The sequence below is a fragment of the Citrobacter sp. Res13-Sevr-PEB04-36 genome, assembly GCF_015672735.1.
In the GTDB taxonomy this organism is placed as follows: Bacteria; Pseudomonadota; Gammaproteobacteria; order Enterobacterales; family Enterobacteriaceae; genus Citrobacter.
In genome coordinates, this window is record NZ_JADABY010000042.1 from 62,467 (window position 1) to 81,197 (window position 18,731).

Genomic DNA, 18,731 nt, shown 5'->3' on the forward strand with positions numbered 1-18,731 from the left:
CGCATTGTTAATCCTGATGCTCTGACAGATAAATTTTAGGAGCCTCTATGAATCCGAATTTGTTACGCGTAACACACCGTATCGTTGAACGTTCACAAAAGACGCGTTCTGCCTACCTCGCCCGTATCGAACAGGCTAAAACGAACACCGTTCACCGTTCACAACTGGCATGCGGAAATCTGGCCCATGGTTTTGCCGCCTGCCAGCCAGAAGACAAAGCATCGCTGAAAAGCATGCTGCGTAACAATATCGCGATAATTACCTCCTATAACGACATGCTTTCTGCGCATCAGCCGTATGAGCATTATCCGGATATCATTCGCAAAGCTTTGCATGAAGCCAATGCGGTGGGTCAGGTTGCGGGTGGCGTGCCTGCTATGTGCGATGGTGTAACCCAGGGACAGGACGGGATGGAGCTTTCCCTGCTGAGCCGCGAAGTGATTGCAATGTCGGCGGCCATAGGTTTGTCTCACAATATGTTCGACGGTGCGCTGTTCCTCGGCGTGTGCGACAAAATTGTCCCGGGTCTGGTGATGGCGGCACTGTCGTTTGGTCACCTTCCGTCCATCTTTATCCCTTCAGGACCGATGGCGAGCGGCCTGGCGAACAAAGAAAAAGTCCGTATTCGTCAGCTCTATGCCGAAGGCAAAGTTGATCGTATGGCGCTGCTTGAATCCGAAGCTGCGTCTTACCACGCGCCGGGAACCTGTACTTTCTACGGTACCGCAAACACCAACCAGATGGTGGTGGAGTTTATGGGTATGCAGTTGCCGGGATCCTCTTTTGTGCACCCGGACGCCCCATTACGCGAAGCGCTGACCGCAGCGGCAGCCCGCCAGGTTACGCGTCTGACTGGTAACGGTAATGAGTGGATGCCAATCGGTAAAATGATTGATGAAAAAGTGGTAGTGAACGGCATTGTGGCGCTGCTGGCGACCGGGGGGTCAACCAACCATACAATGCACTTGGTGGCGATGGCGCGCGCGGCGGGGATACTCATCAACTGGGATGATTTCTCCGATCTGTCTGACATCGTGCCGCTGATGGCGCGTTTGTATCCGAACGGCCCGGCTGATATTAATCACTTCCAGGCCGCGGGCGGTGTGCCAGTGTTAATGCGCGAGCTGCTCAATGCGGGTCTGCTGCATGAAGATGTCAACACCGTCGCGGGCTTCGGTTTGTCGCGTTATACCCTGGAACCATGGTTGAACAACGGTGAACTGGACTGGCGTGAAGGGGCTGAGAAGTCGCTGGACAGCGCCGTGATTGCGGCATTTGACCAGCCGTTCTCGCCTCATGGCGGCACTAAGGTATTGAGTGGCAACCTGGGACGCGCGGTGATGAAAACCTCCGCAGTACCGGTTGAAAACCAGGTGATTGAAGCACCTGCGATTGTCTTTGAGAGCCAGCATGATGTGTTACCAGCGTTTGATGCTGGCCTGCTTGACCGGGATTGCGTGGTAGTGGTGCGTCATCAGGGACCCAAGGCGAACGGGATGCCAGAATTACATAAACTCATGCCGCCTCTTGGTGTATTATTGGACCGTTGTTTCAAAATCGCGTTAGTTACCGATGGACGACTTTCAGGTGCTTCAGGTAAAGTGCCTTCAGCAATCCATGTAACACCGGAGGCCTATGATGGCGGGCTACTGGCTAAAGTACGCGATGGCGACATCATTCGTGTGAATGGACAGACAGGTGAATTGACGCTGCTGGTCGATGAAGAGGAACTTGCCTCTCGTCAGCCCCACATTCCCGATCTCAGTGCATCGCGGGTAGGAACAGGGCGTGAGATGTTTAGCGCGTTGCGCGAAAAACTGTCCGGTGCGGAGCAGGGCGCAACCTGTATCGATTTTTAAGACTCATTTTGTAATCAGGCGAGAGAAGATACTCTGATGAAAAACTGGAAGACAAGTGCAGAAGCAATCCTGACCACTGGCCCGGTTGTACCGGTTATTGTGGTGAATAAACTGGAACACGCGGTGCCGATGGCAAAAGCGCTGGTTGCAGGTGGTGTGCGTGTTCTGGAAGTGACCTTACGTACCGCATGCGCGATGGATGCCATTCGCGCTATCGCTAAAGAAGTGCCGGACGCGATTATCGGTGCAGGTACTGTTCTGAACCCGCAGCAACTTGCGGAAGTGACCGAAGCCGGCGCGCAGTTTGCGATTAGCCCAGGGCTGACCGAGCCTCTGCTGAAAGCGGCAACCGAAGGGACGATTCCGCTGATCCCTGGCATCAGCACCGTTTCTGAACTGATGCTGGGCATGGATTACGGCTTGAAAGAGTTCAAATTCTTCCCGGCTGAAGCGAACGGCGGGACAAAAGCGCTGCAGGCGATTGCGGGTCCATTCTCCCAGGTGCGTTTCTGCCCGACAGGCGGTATCTCTCCAGCCAACTACCGTGACTATCTGGCGCTGAAAAGCGTGCTGTGTATCGGCGGCTCCTGGCTGGTTCCGGCGGATGCGCTGGAAGCGGGCGACTACGATCGCATCACCAAACTGGCTCGCGAAGCGGTAGAAGGCGCGAAGCTGTAAGGCGAAAAATGCCCGATGACGCGATGTGTATCGGGCCGAGGTAATACCGTAAAACGGGCCATCTGGCCCGTTTTTTATCCAGCTACGTTTACCTGTGCGGCGGCGTTTTTCGCTCGCTCAACCGCCTCGTCAACGCTTTCCGCCATCGCCAGCACAACGCCTAAGCGACGTGAGCCATCAATTTCCGGTTTACCGAACAGACGAAGCTGCAAACCGGCGCCAACGGCATTTTCAACGTTACCAAACGTCACATTCTGACTGGTGAGTTGCGGCAGGATAACGGCTGATGCGGACGCGCCATACTGGCGGATTGCGCCGATGGGTAATCCGAGGAACGCGCGAACATGCAGCGCAAACTCGGACAGATCCTGCGAAATTAACGTCACCATGCCGGTGTCGTGTGGGCGAGGGGAAACTTCGCTGAAAATCACTTCATCACCGCAAACAAATAACTCTACGCCAAACAGTCCGTGCCCACCCAACGCCAGCACGACCTTACGGGCAATCTCCTGTGCGCGTTTCAGCGCCAGTTCACTCATCTGTTGCGGCTGCCATGATTCGCGGTAATCGCCATCTTCCTGACGATGGCCTACTGGTGCGCAGAAGTGCACGCCGTCAATGGCGCTGACGGTAAGTAAAGTGATTTCAAAATCGAAATTCACCACCCCTTCCACAATTACACGTCCCGCACCTGCCCGACCTCCCTGCTGGGCATATTCCCAGGCCTCGGTAAGCTGCTCAGCAGAGCGAATAAAGCTCTGCCCTTTGCCGGAAGAACTCATTACCGGCTTCACGATGCACGGAAAACCAATTTCAGCCACCGCATCACGAAAACGGGCTTCGCTATCGGCAAAGCGGAAAGAGGATGTGGGCAATGACAGTTCTTCAGCGGCCAGGCGACGGATGCCTTCACGGTTCATGGTCAACTGTGTGGCGCGCGCGCAAGGCACGATGTTCAGACCTTCCTGTTCCATTTTTACCAGCATATCCGTCGCAATGGCTTCAATTTCTGGCACGATATAATGTGGCTTTTCACGTTCGACGACCTCGCGCAATGCGGCGCCATCCAGCATATTAATCACGTATGCGCGGTGGGCTACGTGCATCGCCGGTGCGTCAGGGTAACGATCCACGGCAACGACTTCCACACCCAGGCGTTGGCATTCAATTGCCACTTCTTTGCCTAGCTCCCCTGAACCTAATAACATCACTCGCGTTGCTGCCGGACGCAGCGCTGTGCCTAATAACGTCATAAATTAATCCCCTGTTTTATCTGGGCGCAGTATATACGAAAACGTTTGCGTCTGTCTTTATAACCAGGTTGATTTCGAAGCGCAAAAAGAATATACTGTACATAAATACAGGTAATTTAAGAGGCTGCAAAAATGGCGGTTGAAGTTAAATACGTAGTCATTCGGGAAGGTGAGGAAAAAATGTCGTTTACCAGCAAAAAGGAAGCCGATGCGTATGACAAAATGCTGGATACAGCAGACTTGCTAGACACCTGGCTGGAGCAGTCGCCGGTCGCGCTGGAAGATGAACAGCGTGAAGCGCTTTCTCTGTGGCTGGCCGAGCAAAAAGACGTGCTGAGCGCCATCCTGAAAAACGGCAAACTGCCGTCTCCTCAGGCAGTAGAAAACACGGCTTCCGACGAGGACGACACACAAGCAGCCTGATCCAACTTGCGCTCCCGGCGTTTTGTACCATGCTTTTCCCTGAATCATTGTGCTGTACCCAACTGATTTCGTGTTGCATTTCTGCGGCCTGAAAGACGAAGGGGATAAAGGAGAAAAGAATGAATAAAAGAAAAACGCTATTGAGCCTGCTGCTGTTATCCGCCAGCGTAACGGCCTTTGCTGCAAATACGGAAAGTAAGACCGTTCAGTTTCCCAAGTGTGAGGGGCTCAACGCCGACGGTATTGCTGCGAGTGTAAAACGTGATTATCAGCAAAATCGCATTGTGCGTTGGGCTGACGATCAGAAAAAACTGGGGCAACTCGATCCCGTTGCCTGGGTTAATCCGCAGGACATTGTTGGCAAAGACGGGCAGTGGACGGTACCGCTTACCGTGCGCGGCAAGAGTGCGGATATTCGCTATCAGGTGAAGGTTGATTGCAAAGCGGGCAGCGCAGAGTATCTGGCGCAGTAACCCGGTATTTGCGCATCTTTTGCTACAATAGACACTTCCTGACATCCCCTCGGGTACGCTGTGATGATTCATCGTCAGTACTTGAGGGGCAAAATGGCTAACTGGCTAAATCAATTACAATCTCTTCTTGGGCAAAAAGGATCTTCCGCATCCTCTTCGGGCGATCAGGGACTGAGCAAACTGCTGGTTCCCGGCGCATTAGGAGGGCTGGCGGGATTACTGGTTGCCAATAAATCCTCACGTAAATTGTTAACCAAGTACGGTACCAGTGCGCTGCTCGTTGGTGGCGGTGCGGTAGCCGGAAGCGTGCTATGGAATAAATATAAAGATAAAGTGCGTTCGGCGCATCAGGATGAACCGCAATTTGGTATGCAAAGTACACCGGTGGATGAGCGGACTGAACGCCTGATCCTCGCGCTGGTCTTTGCGGCAAAAAGCGATGGTCATATTGATGCAAAAGAGCGTGCGGCCATCGAGCAGCAGCTGCGTGAAGCGGGTGTGGAAGAGCAGGGGCGCATCCTGATTGAACGCGCCATTGAGCAACCGCTTGATCCTCAGCGTCTGGCGCAGGGGATCCGCAATGAAGAAGAGGCGCTGGAAATCTACTTCCTCAGCTGCGCGGCGATTGATATCGACCACTTTATGGAGCGCAGTTATCTGAACGCGCTGGGAGATGCGTTAAAGATCCCGCAGGATGTTCGAGAAGGTATTGAGCAAGATCTTAAGCAACAGAAACAGGCATTGCCGGGCTAAATAGTTACCGCATAGGAGCATATTTCGCTTGCATCATTGCTGACTTTTGCCACCCTTATAGGATGATTAAGCAAAAGAACAATGACATGCTACCCAACGCTCCTCGTATTCCACACGCCATGACACAACATGGCGACACCCGCGTCGATAATTATTACTGGTTGCGAGATGATACCCGCTCGCAACCAGAAGTCCTCGATTACCTGAAGCAAGAAAATGCTTATGGCCGACAGGTTATGGCCTCACAGCAGGCGTTGCAGGATCGCGTGCTAAAAGAAATTATCGACCGTATTCCCCCGCAGGATGTTTCCGCTCCCTACGTGAAAAACGGTTATCGCTACCGGCATATCTATGAGCCCGGTTGTGAGTATGCCATTTACCAGCGTCAGTCTGCACTCAGCGAGGAGTGGGATACCTGGGATACACTGTTGGACGGGAACCAGCGCGCAGCCCACAGCGAGTTTTATACGCTGGGTGGCCTGGCAATATCCCCGGACAACACCATCATGGCACTGGCTGAGGATTATCTCTCACGTCGGCAATATGGCGTGCGTTTTCGCAATCTGCAAAGCGGTAACTGGTATCCGGAAGTCCTCGACAACGTCGAGCCTGAACTCGTCTGGGCCAATGACTCGCAAACTTTCTATTACGTGCGTAAGCATGAAACAACATTACTGCCGTATCAGGTTTGGCGACACACCGTCGGCTCACCGTCGTCCGAAGACAGGCTGGTCTATGAAGAGGCAGACGATATGTTCTATGTCAGTCTGCACAAAACGACTTCGCAGCATTATGTCGTTATTCATATTGCTAGTGCGACCACCAGTGAGGTCCTGCTGCTTGACGCTGAGCTGGCCGACGCCGAACCGTTGGTTTTTTTACCGCGGCGTAAAGACCATGAGTACAGCCTTGATCACTATCAGCACACGTTTTATTTGCGATCTAACCGACAGGGCAAAAACTTTGGCTTGTACCGCACCCGAGTGCGTGATGAACAAGCCTGGGAAGCGTTAATCCCGCCGCGTGAAAACGTCATGCTGGAAGGGTTTACGCTGTTTACCGACTGGCTGGTGGTGGAAGAACGTCAGCAAGGCTTAACCAGCCTGCGGCAGATAAACCGCAAGACGCATGAAGTCGTTGGGATTGCCTTTGACGATCCGGCCTATGTCACCTGGCTTGCCTATAATCCCGAGCCAGAAACATCGCGGCTGCGCTATGGCTATTCGTCCATGACGACACCGGACACGCTATTTGAGCTGGATATGGACACCGGAGAGCGACGAGTGCTCAAACAAACGGACGTCCCCGGTTTCGACGCGGCGCATTACCGCAGTGAGCATGTGTGGGTAACCGCGCGGGATGGTGTCGAGGTACCGGTTTCACTGGTTTACCATCAGCAGCATTTCCAAAAAGGGAAAAATCCACTGCTGGTATACGGTTATGGTTCGTATGGCGCCAGTATGGACGCTGATTTCAGCAGCAGCCGTTTGAGCCTGCTGGACCGCGGTTTTGTGTATGCCATTGCCCACGTCCGTGGCGGCGGTGAGTTGGGGCAGCAGTGGTACGAAGACGGTAAATTCTTACAGAAGAAAAATACCTTCAACGATTATCTCGACGTTTGCGACGCGCTGCTCAATCTGGGCTACGGATCGCCTTCACTCTGCTACGGCATGGGAGGAAGCGCGGGTGGAATGCTGATGGGCGTTGCCATTAACGAACGTCCGGATCTGTTTCACGGGGTGGTTGCCCAGGTGCCGTTTGTTGATGTGGTGACTACGATGCTGGACGAGTCGATCCCGCTCACCACCGGAGAGTTTGAAGAGTGGGGCAACCCGCAGGATGTGGAATATTACACCTACATGAAAAGCTACAGCCCGTACGATAACGTTACGGCCCAGACCTATCCGCATCTGTTGGTCACCACCGGGCTTCACGACTCCCAGGTGCAATACTGGGAACCGGCAAAATGGGTGGCGAAACTGCGTGAGCTGAAAACGGACGACAATCTACTGTTGCTGTGTACGGATATGGACTCCGGACACGGCGGTAAGTCTGGTCGCTTTAAATCTTATGAAGGTGTAGCTCTTGAATTCGCCTTTTTGATTGCCCTGGCGCAGGGGACGTTGCCCGGCCACGCGGCCGTCTAGGCATTATCCAGATAGTGTTTCAGCGTTAACCGCAGCTCCGGGCTCATACTGTCAAGGTTATTAAACAGCCAGCGCAGATAGCCCGGATCGCGTTCTGCCACCTCGGAAACGGGTTTACCGCGGTATTTACCAAAGGTAAAGGTGGTTAACAGTGCAGGGCGTCCGGTGATATCAACCATTTGCTCTGCCGACCAGCCCGAGGTGTTCATGATGTCGATCAGCAGTGCTGCGGTAATATAGCAATCGTACAGCGCGCGGTGCTGATGCAAACCTACGGGCGTCTGTACGCTCAGCTTGCGGGAGTTATACAGCGCCATGTTGCTGTATTTGATCCCCGGCCACAGGCGGCGGGACAGCTTCATGGTGCAAATCCATTCGCCAGGCATATCAGGTAATACACGACGATCAAAACTGGCATTGTGCGCGACGTACCACTCGCTGCCGTAATAATGCGAGATGACGTCTTCTATCCATGGTTTATCCGCCACCATGGCTTCCGTAATCCGATGAATCGCCATTGCCTGCGGGCTGATGGGGCGGTCGGGCCGCACCAGATGGCTCATCGGATTCACAATCTTGCCATCAACCACATCGACAGAAGCGATCTCAACAATGCCCCCCTGCAGGCCACAGGTTTCCGTATCTATTATGCGCAACATGCCATGCTCCAGGCCGAAAACGACTAGCGTAATGGAATGATATCGCCTTGCCAACCCTGAGAGGTACGTTTGCCGGTTAAGAGCAGTGAACCGCTATCCGCGCGTACGATTAAACGGCCCCGTTCATCCCATAATGCACTGCTCCCGCGTGCATTAGCCATCAGCACAGCAATGGCGAACTGATGTGAGAAACGCTGCAGGCGGGAGGCGGATGGGAGAAGGTCAGGTTCGCTGACGCACTGGCAGGTGGTAAACAGTGAAAACGCAGGATCAATATCGATACCTTCCGGCTGGCTGTCGACGACGCTGATGATATTTCGCTGTCTGGCGATACAGGCGCCGTGGCTTTGGTGAAACGTTAACGGTGATGTCATCCACGGAGAAAAAAGAGCCATGCCTTTCACAAAACGCTCGTTATGTTCAACAGGTAACCCGACGATAATGGTCATGCAATACGTCGCTGCGGCGTGGGCGAGGGGCAGCAACAAAGATTCATCGGGCGGGGCTGGAAGCTCATCGCTCTCATCAATGCAGCCCAACAGAGACAGGGAGGGAAAAACCAGCAGCTCACATTGGCATTTTGCGGCTGCTCTGATGAATTGCAGGTGATGGGCGACATGTTCAGTTAGTGATGTTTGAAGCGGTTCATACTGCGCTGCGGCGATTTTCCAGTGTGACATAATGACTTCCTTTTCATAGTGCCTACAATCATCTTCAAAGTATAGGTTAAGAATATACTTATACTGTAGCAGTCAGCATGTAAGGAATCGTAACGTATTATAAGGTTTATTTAACTTTCGGCTCGTAAGGTAAACGTGAGAGGGAAACGGATGCTAAACGATGTGCAATTAACCGTTCACGAAACCAGTCTCGCAAATGTGCGGGTTGCTCGCGCTCGACGACTTCTGCAACGACAGGCATGTTATAGCGTTCCTTAAAGGCGACGCCAGCCGCAGCCAGGTCAACATTGACCTTATCCATTTCAGCTTGTTCGAGTTTGGCCAGGTTCATGTGTTTCTCCTTATGGGTATTTCGTAGCGCGCAAAAGTTACTAAGAGTGCACGTTAATGGCAAGTCTGAATTGATGATTCTCGACTCGTACATTATAGGAGGTTATTCTCTATAAATTAGACATAACAAAAAGGAATAGTTGATATGACTTCACCTGCATCTTCACTTCGCTATGCACTCATCGCCCTCGTATCCACGTTGATTTCTCCTGCCGCGCTGGCACATGCGCACCTGACACAGCAAAATCCAGCATCGAATGCACAGATTACCGCATCTCCAGAGGTGTTGACCCTGAATTTTTCAGAGGGTGTCGAGCCTGCATTCAGCGGCGCAACGTTGACCGGCCCGCAGCAGCAGCCGATTAAAACAGGCAAGGCGACGCGTAATGAGCAGGACAAGACGCAGCTGATCGTTCCTGTTGAACAACCGCTGGATGCCGGAAAATATACGGTTGACTGGCATGTTGTTTCAGTCGATGGTCATAAAACGAAGGGGCACTACACGTTTAGCGTGAAATAAAACGATGCTGGCATTCACCTGGGTTGCGCTGCGGTTCATCCATTTTACCTCTTTGATGCTGGTGTTTGGCTGTGCGCTGTACGGCGCCTGGCTGGCCCCGGTTTCGGTACGACGTTTAATGATGCGCCGTTTTATGCGCCTGCAACGGCACGCCGCGACGTGGAGTTTTATCAGCGCGACGCTGATGCTGGCGATTCAGGGGGGATTAATGGGGTCCGGCTGGCAGGACGTTTTCTCCGTTGATATATGGGAGAGTGTCCTGCAAACCCAGTTTGGCGGCGTATGGCTGTGGCAAATTATCCTCGCCCTGGTCACGCTGGTGGTGACCCTCCTTGTACCGCGCAGCATGTCACGACTGCTGCTGATGCTGACGATAGCGCAATTTATCTTATTAGCCGGTGTTGGGCATGCGACGCTGCATGACGGCGCAACTCGGGCGGTACAGCAGCTTAACCATGCCCTGCATCTGGTCTGCGCTGCAGCCTGGTTTGGCGGCTTGTTGCCGGTACTCTATTGTATGAGAATGGCACAAGGCCGCTGGCGACAGCAGGCTATCGCCACCATGATGCGCTTTTCACGCTTTGGGCATCTTTTCGTTATGGGGGTGTTACTGACGGGGATAACCAACGTGCTGCTTATCGTCGGGTGGTCTGTTCCCTGGCATGCGCCCTATGGGCAACTTCTGTTGTTAAAATGTGTGCTGGTCATACTAATGGTGGCGATTGCGCTGGCGAACCGGTATGTTCTCGTACCACGTATGCAGCAGGATAACCGCTGCATGACTCTTTATTTTATTTGGATGACTAAGATTGAATGGGGAATAGGGGCCGTTGTGCTGGCAATTGTCAGCTTGTTTGCAACCCTGGAACCGTTCTGATGGACTGGCAAAGCGTATGAAAAAATTGATTATCTCGGTGTTACTGCTGGTAAGTTCAGGGGCGGCATTGGCTGCGCCGCAGGTCATTACCGTCAGCCGGTTTGAGGTTGGCAAAGACAAGTGGGCGTTTAATCGCGAAGAAGTGATGCTGACGTGCCGACCGGGGAATGCGCTGTATGTCATCAACCCCAGCACGCTGGTGCAATATCCGCTGAACGATATTGCCAGGCAGCAGGTAGAAAGCGGTAAAACCACCGCTAAACCGATCGACATTATCCAGATTGACGACCCAGCAAAACCCGGCGAAAAAATGAGCCTTGCTCCGTTTATTGAACGCGCAGAAAAGCTCTGTTAATTGTCAGATATAGCTCTCTGATTTCCAATAAAAAACCGCAACGTTCTGGTAAAAGAACTTGCGGTTTTCGCGTTGTAGCGGGTGACAATCATCCTTTTTTTCAGGCCACTTTGGTCGCGGACTGGAAAACCTGGCGCTGTCATCTATTCTTAAATGGCAGGGTAACTTAGCCTGCATTAATGCCAACTTTTAGCGCACGGCTCTCTCCCAAGAGCCATTTCCCTGGACCGAATACAGGAATCGTATTCGGTCTCTTTTTATCTGGCGAATACGATGCCGTCCAAGGCAAAACACTGCGTGTCGCATGCTGTATTCTTCCCAAACCATACCATACTCCGCCCCTCAATCGTCCAGGCTTTTTTACTGCTATTGTTAAATTTTTATAAGGGTGATTTTTGTATACAGGAGGTCAAATGAGACACTCTGCCCCTGTCTACCAGAGAATAGAAGGTACACGTTGGCGCCACGTCTGGGTGGTGGGGGATCTCCACGGCTGTTTTTCCATGTTGATGGCTAAATTGCGCCAGTGCCGTTTTGATCCGTGGCAGGATCTGCTGGTTTCTGTCGGTGATGTGATTGACCGTGGGCCAGACAGTCTGCGCTGTCTGGCGCTATTACGCACAAAATGGATGGTGGCGGTCAGGGGGAATCATGAACAGATGGCGCTGGATGCCCTGAAAACGGGCGAAAAGTTGCTGTGGCAGATGAACGGAGGAGAATGGTTTACCCATGCCGTGCAACCGGCAGCGGAGTATGCGCTTGAGGTGTGTCAGCAATTACCCTGGATTGTGGAACTGCGCTGCCAGAATGGCGTACACGTTATCGCCCATGCTGATTACCCGGATGATGAATATCAATGGCAGAAGAATGTCGATTTACAACGGGTATTGTGGGATCGCTCACGGTTGATAAACAAAAATGGCGGAATTGGTGGCGCGGACCATTTCTGGTTTGGTCACACGCCGCTGCGCCATCGTCTGGACGTTGATAACCTGCACTATATTGATACCGGCGCGGTATTCGGCGGCGAGCTTACGCTGGTGCAATTACAATAATCAAAAATCGCTATATTCCTGGGCAGGTCGCCAGAAGCTGTCGATGTAGCCATCCGCCGGTAAGCATCCGCCATTACGAATACGCTGATCGTCCATCGAAATAAGACACTGCTGTTCCGTATTGTAGATATCGACCACGATATCTTCACAACCGCCATCCAGGTAGCAAACAAAAAGAACCAGCGTGAACATTCCATCCCCAAATTGTACTGCCGTACCGATAGTGTAGAAGAGGTTACTACGCGGGGGAATGAAGGCATAAATAACCCGTCTGGCGACGGGTTCTTTTTGAATCAGGCAAAACGCATGATCCAGGCATCTGACTTACGATCGTAGTGCTCGCGGAATAGAACAGAATGTTCGCCATTAAGGAGGGCCGGGACGCTGGTATCGGCATCCCAGGCGTCCAGTTGCATACATAAATCCGGATCGGATTTACACGGAATGGTTAACGTTCGGTCTCCCGGCGATTCGCCATGTAACTCGGCGTCGTCGATTTCAAAAGCGCCAATGCGCACACTGGTTTTCATCATCGTGCTCTCCGTCAATTTGCTGGTTGTGGTACGACCAGTTAGGCCGTCCATTTTTCAGCGTAGTCAACGTGAGCAAAAGCGCCAGTAAAAACGTGCGTTATCCTGTAAAGAGTTTGCCATCCCGCACAAGATCGCGTGGATAGCTGTTCTTCAACCGTGAACCGATCCTTTTTGCCAGCCCAATTGGCAGGTGTTGGAAGGTGACCAGAACGTCGTCAGTGGTTGGAGCGGTCTGCGGGTATACATCTCTGCCGCGATACCACTCTTCGGCTTCCTCAAGGGTCAGTTCGAACGCATTGCGGTGATGTAGGTCGGCGAGAGCGATGACGGCCTCATGTTGCCAGCGATACCCTTTATTGTGGGTTTCGGCGAGCTTAATCCCGAGGCGGGAAAACCGCACTTTACCAATCAGTGATTCGATCTCAACCGGGAACAACCAGATTTCTTTATCACGCTGCCAGAGGCGCATATTGTCTTCCCATTGTAATCCGCTGGCGTTAGCCGCCGCGGTAACCTGTGCAGTTTCACGACCTTTCAATGGGCTGAACGGGAAATTGCCGACCTTATATTTGGGGGCCGGCAGAGGAGGGATACTGGCCGTTTTTCGCAAACGGGCGACGAAGAATCCTTCGCAGTCGTAAATTTGCGGGAAGACATGCAGAAAACCTTCTGGCGTCAACGCGCGTTCGGCTTCCGGGAATAAATCGCCCAATGGGAGAAACTCCACGGCGTCCGGATAGGTTTCTAGCAGCCACTGCATGACGCGTTCATTTTCATCACGGTTCAACGTGCAGGTGGAATACACCAGCGTGCCGCCAGGGCGTAAGGCATGAAACGCGCTGTCGAGCAGTTCGCGTTGGGTGGCTGCAATTGCAAGATTACTGTCGACGGACCAGTTTTTCAGCGCATCGGGATCTTTACGCACCACGCCTTCACCGGAACACGGAGCATCCAGCAGGATGGCATCGAAAGACTCTGGCAGTGCAGCACCAAACACGCGTCCGTCAAAGTGGGTGAGGGCAACGTTAGCGATCCCGCAGCGACTGATATTGGCATGCAGTACTTTGACGCGACTGGCGGAAAATTCATTGGCCAGAATTGCGCCTTTGTTCTTCATTTTTGCAGCGATTTGCGTGGTTTTCGAGCCCGGTGCAGCGGCGACGTCCATCACGCGATCTGGGGTATTCCCTTCGGCAAACAGCGCGGCAACCGGCAGCATTGAGCTGGCTTCCTGAATATAAAACAGTCCACTTAAATGCTCAGCGGTGCTGCCCAGCGGGACTGACTCCTCGTCGTTGCGTTCGATCCAGAAACCTTCCTCGCACCAGGGGATCGGCGTGAGCGACCAGCCGTAAGGTGCCGTTAAATCGAGGAAATCGACAACGGAGATTTTCAGGGTATTAACGCGAATGCTGCGTCGTAACGGACGCTGGCAGGCGGCGAGAAATTCATCGAAAGAGAGCGTGGAAGGCATTGCTTCCCGCATTTGAGTCAGAAAGGCGTCAGGAAAATAAGCCACTTGGTCGCACCGGAAAAAAAACAGGCGCGCAGTGTAGCATATTTGCTCCGGCGCGAGTACGCCGGAGCAGGAGGTATCAACGTGGCAGGGCTGTTCCCCATTCACGCCACTCTTTTGGTTCGCTTTCCAGCAACAGGAAGTGTTTTCCGGCCTGCGCTTTTGGTGCCAGTGGTGTACCCGGTGGGGTGGCGAAGGCAATACCGCCGCGAATGAACTGATTAAAGGTCCCGGTTTTCACCACGCCGCCAGTCAGGCCGAAGTCGAGGTTGTACCCGGATGCAAGCCAGAACACGGAGTTGTTACGCACCAGGTGCTGATAGCGCTGGCTGATGCGCATGGCAATCATCACGCGGTCAGAAAGTGAACCCAGCGTCAGCCCGGTGACGGTACCCACCTCAATACCTCTGAACAGAACCGGGGTGCCGATATTCAGAGAACCGGCTTCCGGCGCCTCGACCACGATGCTCAGGCCATCAAGATAACGTGAGTCGGTAATGGTGGCTTCCTGTAGCTCAAAATCACGGCGTGGATTCCCGCGACCTGGCTCTACGTTTATATAAGGCTGTAAGATGGTATCCAGATGCTCTACGCCAGCCGCAGAGATTTGCGGGGTAATGACCGAGAAGCGTGTTCCGCTGCGTGCAAAGGTCTGGACATATTCCGGGTACAGTACCGCTTTCGCCTGCACTTCATTGCGTGCGGTGATGAGCTCCAGGGTTTGGATCTGGCCGATATCAATGCCCAGATAGCGAATTGGCATGCCAGCCGCGAGCTTACCGGCGTCAAAGGCGTGCAGGGTAATTTGGCCGCCTACCGCACGAGCGGCGGTTTCTGATGCGTACAGAATCTGCTTATCACCTTTGCGCTGGCTGGCGCTGGCCCCACTCAGGTTGTCGAAGCTAATTGCACCTTTTAACGCGCGTGACAGCGGAGAAGCCTGTACTGTCAGGCCGCTACCGTTAAGCTGAACTTTTGCGCCGCCTTCAGCCCAGAACACGCTGTTGTTGGTCAACAAGTTGCGATATTCCGGCTTAATGTGCAAATCGATATCAAACGCATCAGCACGGGGGCGAACGCTAATCACTTCACCCACTTCGAATTTACGGTACAGCACTACCGAACCGGCCTGCACGTCGGGCAACGTTTCGGCGCGCAGGCTGAGCGTGGTGGTGGGCAGATCGCTCAGACTGTTTTCAATCGCTTTCTCCAGGTTGGCATACAGCGGATAACTGGTTTTCATTTCACCTTTGGTGCCGGGTAAAATACGAATACCGCCGCTAATCCATTCGCTGGCGCTGGCCCCTAAGAACTCAACGCCGTCAATGCCCACTTTGACGTCAACCCGACTGTTAACCACAAATTTACTGTCACCCTGTACCAGGTCGCGATGCTGGGGTTCGATAGCGACGGTAAAGGAGACGCCTTTACTGGATAGCGTACGTTCAATTACTTGTCCAACCTGGACGCCGTGCAGGATCAGCGGTTGACCCGCCTCAATGCCGTAGCTTTCTGGCGCGGTCAGGGTGAGCGTCATCACGCCCGGATCGTGAAGTAAGGATTTTTCACCAGGAACCACCACAAACTGGCTGCGTGGTTCGCCCTCGCCGGGGACCAGTTCAAAGGTTTTACCGGTTAACAGCGAACTCAGGTTTGCATCGCTCAACGACAATTTGGGACTGTGTAGTTCAATGCGTGTGTTGTCTCGCAGTAACGAGACAACGCTCGGGTCTACCGTCATTTCTCCAGTGACTTTACCACCAGGGAGCAGTTCCAGTTTCGTCAGTTCGCCGACTTCTAAACCCTGGTACATCAGGGATGTCGAGCCCGCTTTTAGACCATCTCCACTTGGAAGTTCCAGCTTGACGATCACGCCGCGCTGGCTGTGGGCGAGGTCCTGATACAGACCAAACGTGTCATCAGCGGCAGCCGGTTGTGAATCTTCCGGCGAATCAAAGGCGATAGCGCCATTGACCAGTGCGGCCAGACTTTCCAGTTTGACCTTCGCCCCGCTGAGGCTGATATCCGCATTGACCCCGGATACGTTCCAGAAACGGCTACCTTTTTTGACCAGGTTAGTAAATCGGCGCTCAATCAGCACATCAATGGTCACGCCCTGATTGTTGGGGTTAATGGTGTAGTCATATACCCGGCCTACCGGTATTTTGCGGAAATAAACCAGCGAACCGCTGTTCAGGGAACCAAGGTCCGGCGCATGAAGATGTAGCATTAAATCGCCGTTATTCAGGCGATACTTTGGCTGTGTATCAAGGGCAACGAAATGATCGTTCGGTTCGCCGGTTCCCGGCATCATCCCGATATAGTTCCCGCCGACCAGCGCATCAAGCCCGGAGACTCCCGCCAGCGACGCTTTTGGTGTCACCAGCCAGAACTGCGTATCTTTACGCAAGGCATCTTTCATGCTGGCTTTGATGCTGACGCGAACTTCAATTTTGCGCAGATTTTTGCTGAGACTAATATCCTGCACCGTGCCAACTTCGACACCCTGATAGCGAACGGGCGTCCGGCCCGGCACAATGCCATCCGCAGACATAAAGTCGATGGTGACAGTGTTGCCACGATCTTCATAGCTTCCCCAGATCAGCCAGCCGGCGATCATTAAGGCAATGATCGGCAGCAGCCAGAACGGAGAAATGCGGCGTTTTGTTTTAATCTGCGCTTCAGTCTGCGAAGCGGGCGTTTCCTGACTCATGTGCATCCCAAAGTAAGCGACTGTCCAGCCATTCCACAGCAAGAATAGTCAAAATTACCGCTGCGCCGAAATAAAACGCAGCCGGTCCCATAGTAAAAGCCAGTATCTGGTCGCGATTAATCAGCGACATGGTTAAGGCAATAACAAACAGATCCAACATCGACCAACGGCCGATCCACGTCACTATTCGCAGCAGCAGAATACGCGTACGTAATCCCTGTTCACATTTAAAATGGATGCTAATCAATAGGGTAAGCATCACAATCACTTTGGTGAAAGGCACCAGAATACTGGCGATAAAGACGATTGCTGCGACGCCAACATTGCTGTTTGCCAGCGACATAATACCGGACAGGATCGTGTCTTCCTGCCGGGAGCCGTTAACGTAAATAACCGAGATAGGCAGCAGATTAGCAGGCAGTAGCAGGACAATCGAGGCCAGCAGCGCGGCCCAGCACTTTTGTATGCTTTGATTCCTGCGCCAGCGCAATGGAATATGACAACGTGGGCAGCGACTGCGGGTGTCCGGATAGCCCGTAAAATGGCAGCCGAGGCATACGCGAAGTTGCTCATCGGGGCGCCGTGCGGGTCTTTGCGGATAAAAACGGTCCCACAATTGTTCTACATTGAGGTGCGACAGCGTCAGAATGCTGAGGATCACCAGAGCAAGAAAAGCATACAGCCCCACGCCCGGCAGCAGAAAAGCGTAGTCCTGTACTTTAATCGACGCGACGCCAATACCCACCAGGTAAATATCAAGCATGACCCATTCCTTGAGCCTTTCCAGCATCAGCAGGACCGGGCGCAGATTCATACCGAGAATGTTACCCAACCACAGATAAGCAATTGAGGAAACGAGTATTATCGGCGCGCCCATCACGCAAAATAGCACGAAGGAGGCGGTGAGTGGATCGCCCTGCCGGGTCATCTGCCAGATGCCCTGAACCACATTGGCATCGATACGAATACCTAATAAATAGATATGTAACAGCGGCTCTCCCCAGGCGAAAGGCATCAGCAGCAGCATGGTGAAAGCCATTGCTGCCAGGCGTGTTAACGACCAGTCGCGCCCATCACGGATTTTTGCCTGACAGCGGGGACAGTATGCACTTTGGTGCGAACGCATCTTTGGCAAGCTAAATAGCATGTCGCATTCGGGGCAACGCTGGTAGTGCGCGCGGGGAAGCGCCTCACCGACGGACCTGATCGCTATTTTTTTGAAGGGCTTGATGCGTGGAGTATTCAGGGCCATGTATCGCGGATCAAAGTGTTAGAGTGATGTTATCTTAACTCATGACGGGAATGATCTTGAGCATTAACGCATTTAATGTTTATTTTAGTAGGCTGCAGTTTTTAAGTAAGACAACTAAGTGATTATATAATGAACAAAATAGAGCTATACACGGATCTGAACCGTGATTTTCGCGCATTGATGGCAGGCGAAACCAGTTTTCTGGCAACGTTGGCAAATACCAGCGCCTTGCTGTACGACCGTCTTTCAGAAGTGAACTGGGCTGGTTTTTATCTGCTCGAAAACGATACGCTAGTGCTCGGTCCCTTCCAGGGAAAGATCGCCTGTGTGCGCATCCCTGTTGGGCGTGGCGTGTGTGGTACGGCGGTGGCGCAGAACCAGGTTCAGCGCATTGAAGACGTTCATGCCTTTGACGGGCACATTGCTTGCGATGCCGCCAGCAATGCTGAAATCGTCCTGCCGATAATGGTCGACAATCAGATAATCGGCGTGCTGGATATTGATAGCACAGCGTTTGGCCGTTTTACTGAAGAGGATGAGCAGGGGCTGCGTACGCTTGTGGCACAGCTCGAAACCGTGCTTGTAATGACGGATTACAAAAAATTCTTTGCGACCGTCGCAGGATAATCAACGGATAACGTAGCAATTACTGATG

Annotated in this window: 20 protein-coding genes; 11 read left to right on the forward strand and 9 right to left on the reverse strand. The window is 52.9% G+C overall.

The features are described from left to right. Nucleotides 1-47 precede the first annotated feature (47 nt). The gene (gene edd / locus IMQ48_RS12305; protein ID WP_196209266.1) at nt 48-1,859 is read left to right on the forward strand and encodes a phosphogluconate dehydratase; all 1,812 of its coding nucleotides are present in this window, start codon (nt 48-50) and stop codon (nt 1,857-1,859) included. A gap of 36 nt (nt 1,860-1,895) precedes the next feature. Further along, nucleotides 1,896-2,537 carry a bifunctional 4-hydroxy-2-oxoglutarate aldolase/2-dehydro-3-deoxy-phosphogluconate aldolase gene (kdgA, locus tag IMQ48_RS12310; protein ID WP_196209267.1) on the forward strand — a complete coding sequence of 214 codons (642 nt, stop codon included), beginning with the start codon at nt 1,896-1,898 and terminating at the stop codon, nt 2,535-2,537. Between the two features lie 74 nt (nt 2,538-2,611). Here kdgA and purT read toward each other — a convergent pair whose 3' ends face one another. After that, nucleotides 2,612-3,790 carry a formate-dependent phosphoribosylglycinamide formyltransferase gene (gene purT / locus IMQ48_RS12315; RefSeq protein ID WP_196209268.1) on the reverse strand — a complete coding sequence of 393 codons (1,179 nt, stop codon included), beginning with the start codon at nt 3,788-3,790 and terminating at the stop codon, nt 2,612-2,614. Between the two features lie 132 nt (nt 3,791-3,922). On the opposite strand from purT, the gene yebG reads away from it, so the two are divergent. The 4 genes from yebG (at nt 3,923) to ptrB (ending at nt 7,586) form a co-directional block, all read left to right on the forward strand. Then, a complete protein-coding gene (gene yebG / locus IMQ48_RS12320) occupies nt 3,923-4,213 on the forward strand; it encodes a DNA damage-inducible protein YebG (protein ID WP_196209269.1) in 291 nt (96 codons plus the stop codon). 119 nt (nt 4,214-4,332) lie between these two features. Beyond that, nucleotides 4,333-4,686 carry a protein YebF gene (gene yebF / locus IMQ48_RS12325; RefSeq protein ID WP_196209270.1) on the forward strand — a complete coding sequence of 118 codons (354 nt, stop codon included), beginning with the start codon at nt 4,333-4,335 and terminating at the stop codon, nt 4,684-4,686. A gap of 93 nt (nt 4,687-4,779) precedes the next feature. After that, nucleotides 4,780-5,439: a tellurite resistance TerB family protein gene (locus tag IMQ48_RS12330; protein WP_196209271.1), complete on the forward strand. Its 660-nt coding sequence runs from the start codon at nt 4,780-4,782 to the stop codon at nt 5,437-5,439. 86 nt (nt 5,440-5,525) lie between these two features. Then, nucleotides 5,526-7,586, forward strand: a complete 2,061-nt coding sequence (gene ptrB / locus IMQ48_RS12335; RefSeq protein ID WP_196209272.1) for an oligopeptidase B — start codon at nt 5,526-5,528, stop codon at nt 7,584-7,586. On the opposite strand, the gene exoX is transcribed toward ptrB, so the two are convergent. The 3 genes from exoX to IMQ48_RS12350 form a co-directional block, all read right to left on the reverse strand. Continuing rightward, entirely contained in the window at nt 7,583-8,245 is a 663-nt protein-coding gene (gene exoX, locus IMQ48_RS12340) for an exodeoxyribonuclease X (protein WP_196209273.1), read from the reverse strand. The two genes, ptrB and exoX, sit on opposite strands and share 4 nt — an antisense overlap. Before the next feature lie 23 nt (nt 8,246-8,268). Next, the gene (locus tag IMQ48_RS12345) at nt 8,269-8,925 is read right to left on the reverse strand and encodes a carbon-nitrogen hydrolase family protein (RefSeq protein WP_196209274.1); all 657 of its coding nucleotides are present in this window, start codon (nt 8,923-8,925) and stop codon (nt 8,269-8,271) included. Between the two features lie 106 nt (nt 8,926-9,031). Continuing rightward, on the reverse strand, nt 9,032-9,256 hold the full coding sequence (locus tag IMQ48_RS12350; protein ID WP_196209275.1) for a DNA polymerase III subunit theta: 225 nt from the start codon (nt 9,254-9,256) through the stop codon (nt 9,032-9,034). A 144-nt stretch (nt 9,257-9,400) separates the two neighbouring features. Between IMQ48_RS12350 and yobA the strand changes: the two genes are divergently transcribed. The 4 genes from yobA to pphA all read left to right on the forward strand — a co-directional run bounded on the left by yobA (nt 9,401) and on the right by pphA (nt 12,062). Then, entirely contained in the window at nt 9,401-9,775 is a 375-nt protein-coding gene (yobA, locus tag IMQ48_RS12355) for a CopC domain-containing protein YobA (RefSeq protein ID WP_196209276.1), read from the forward strand. Nucleotides 9,776-9,779: 4 nt separating this feature from the next. Next, nucleotides 9,780-10,652, forward strand: coding sequence for a copper homeostasis membrane protein CopD (copD, locus tag IMQ48_RS12360; protein ID WP_196209277.1), 873 nt, complete (start codon nt 9,780-9,782; stop codon nt 10,650-10,652). 16 nt (nt 10,653-10,668) lie between these two features. Further along, the gene (locus IMQ48_RS12365) at nt 10,669-11,007 is read left to right on the forward strand and encodes a YebY family protein (protein WP_196209278.1); all 339 of its coding nucleotides are present in this window, start codon (nt 10,669-10,671) and stop codon (nt 11,005-11,007) included. 413 nt (nt 11,008-11,420) lie between these two features. Next, the gene (gene pphA / locus IMQ48_RS12370) at nt 11,421-12,062 is read left to right on the forward strand and encodes a protein-serine/threonine phosphatase (protein WP_196209279.1); all 642 of its coding nucleotides are present in this window, start codon (nt 11,421-11,423) and stop codon (nt 12,060-12,062) included. On the opposite strand, the gene IMQ48_RS12375 is transcribed toward pphA, so the two are convergent. The 5 genes from IMQ48_RS12375 to yebS form a co-directional block, all read right to left on the reverse strand. Further along, the gene (locus tag IMQ48_RS12375) at nt 12,063-12,254 is read right to left on the reverse strand and encodes a YebW family protein (RefSeq protein ID WP_196209280.1); all 192 of its coding nucleotides are present in this window, start codon (nt 12,252-12,254) and stop codon (nt 12,063-12,065) included. Between the two features lie 101 nt (nt 12,255-12,355). Continuing rightward, a complete protein-coding gene (locus tag IMQ48_RS12380) occupies nt 12,356-12,592 on the reverse strand; it encodes a YebV family protein (protein ID WP_161959030.1) in 237 nt (78 codons plus the stop codon). Nucleotides 12,593-12,692: 100 nt separating this feature from the next. Continuing rightward, the gene (gene rsmF / locus IMQ48_RS12385; protein ID WP_370551858.1) at nt 12,693-14,114 is read right to left on the reverse strand and encodes a 16S rRNA (cytosine(1407)-C(5))-methyltransferase RsmF; all 1,422 of its coding nucleotides are present in this window, start codon (nt 14,112-14,114) and stop codon (nt 12,693-12,695) included. A gap of 76 nt (nt 14,115-14,190) precedes the next feature. Beyond that, nucleotides 14,191-16,824: a PqiB family protein gene (locus IMQ48_RS12390; protein ID WP_196209281.1), complete on the reverse strand. Its 2,634-nt coding sequence runs from the start codon at nt 16,822-16,824 to the stop codon at nt 14,191-14,193. Next, nucleotides 16,793-18,076: a membrane integrity lipid transport subunit YebS gene (gene yebS, locus IMQ48_RS12395; RefSeq protein ID WP_196209282.1), complete on the reverse strand. Its 1,284-nt coding sequence runs from the start codon at nt 18,074-18,076 to the stop codon at nt 16,793-16,795. The genes IMQ48_RS12390 and yebS overlap by 32 nt, the downstream gene beginning before the upstream one ends. A gap of 129 nt (nt 18,077-18,205) precedes the next feature. Here yebS and IMQ48_RS12400 point away from each other — a divergent pair, with 129 nt between their 5' ends. Next, nucleotides 18,206-18,703, forward strand: coding sequence for a GAF domain-containing protein (locus tag IMQ48_RS12400; protein ID WP_196209283.1), 498 nt, complete (start codon nt 18,206-18,208; stop codon nt 18,701-18,703). The last annotated feature ends 28 nt before the right edge of the window (nt 18,704-18,731 follow it).

Coding starts and splice junctions, on each gene's coding strand:
- IMQ48_RS12390 (WP_196209281.1), bottom strand. CDS start 16,824: ATGAGTCAGGAAACGCCCGCTTCGCAGACTGAAGCGCAGATTAAAACA.
- IMQ48_RS12380 (WP_161959030.1), bottom strand. CDS start 12,592: ATGAAAACCAGTGTGCGCATTGGCGCTTTTGAAATCGACGACGCCGAG.
- IMQ48_RS12375 (WP_196209280.1), bottom strand. CDS start 12,254: ATGTTCACGCTGGTTCTTTTTGTTTGCTACCTGGATGGCGGTTGTGAA.
- IMQ48_RS12330 (WP_196209271.1), top strand. CDS start 4,780: ATGGCTAACTGGCTAAATCAATTACAATCTCTTCTTGGGCAAAAAGGA.
- exoX (WP_196209273.1), bottom strand. CDS start 8,245: ATGTTGCGCATAATAGATACGGAAACCTGTGGCCTGCAGGGGGGCATT.
- yebG (WP_196209269.1), top strand. CDS start 3,923: ATGGCGGTTGAAGTTAAATACGTAGTCATTCGGGAAGGTGAGGAAAAA.
- IMQ48_RS12400 (WP_196209283.1), top strand. CDS start 18,206: ATGAACAAAATAGAGCTATACACGGATCTGAACCGTGATTTTCGCGCA.
- edd (WP_196209266.1), top strand. CDS start 48: ATGAATCCGAATTTGTTACGCGTAACACACCGTATCGTTGAACGTTCA.
- copD (WP_196209277.1), top strand. CDS start 9,780: ATGCTGGCATTCACCTGGGTTGCGCTGCGGTTCATCCATTTTACCTCT.
- yebS (WP_196209282.1), bottom strand. CDS start 18,076: ATGGCCCTGAATACTCCACGCATCAAGCCCTTCAAAAAAATAGCGATC.
- yobA (WP_196209276.1), top strand. CDS start 9,401: ATGACTTCACCTGCATCTTCACTTCGCTATGCACTCATCGCCCTCGTA.
- IMQ48_RS12365 (WP_196209278.1), top strand. CDS start 10,669: ATGAAAAAATTGATTATCTCGGTGTTACTGCTGGTAAGTTCAGGGGCG.
- ptrB (WP_196209272.1), top strand. CDS start 5,526: ATGCTACCCAACGCTCCTCGTATTCCACACGCCATGACACAACATGGC.
- purT (WP_196209268.1), bottom strand. CDS start 3,790: ATGACGTTATTAGGCACAGCGCTGCGTCCGGCAGCAACGCGAGTGATG.
- IMQ48_RS12345 (WP_196209274.1), bottom strand. CDS start 8,925: ATGTCACACTGGAAAATCGCCGCAGCGCAGTATGAACCGCTTCAAACA.
- IMQ48_RS12350 (WP_196209275.1), bottom strand. CDS start 9,256: ATGAACCTGGCCAAACTCGAACAAGCTGAAATGGATAAGGTCAATGTT.
- kdgA (WP_196209267.1), top strand. CDS start 1,896: ATGAAAAACTGGAAGACAAGTGCAGAAGCAATCCTGACCACTGGCCCG.
- pphA (WP_196209279.1), top strand. CDS start 11,421: ATGAGACACTCTGCCCCTGTCTACCAGAGAATAGAAGGTACACGTTGG.
- yebF (WP_196209270.1), top strand. CDS start 4,333: ATGAATAAAAGAAAAACGCTATTGAGCCTGCTGCTGTTATCCGCCAGC.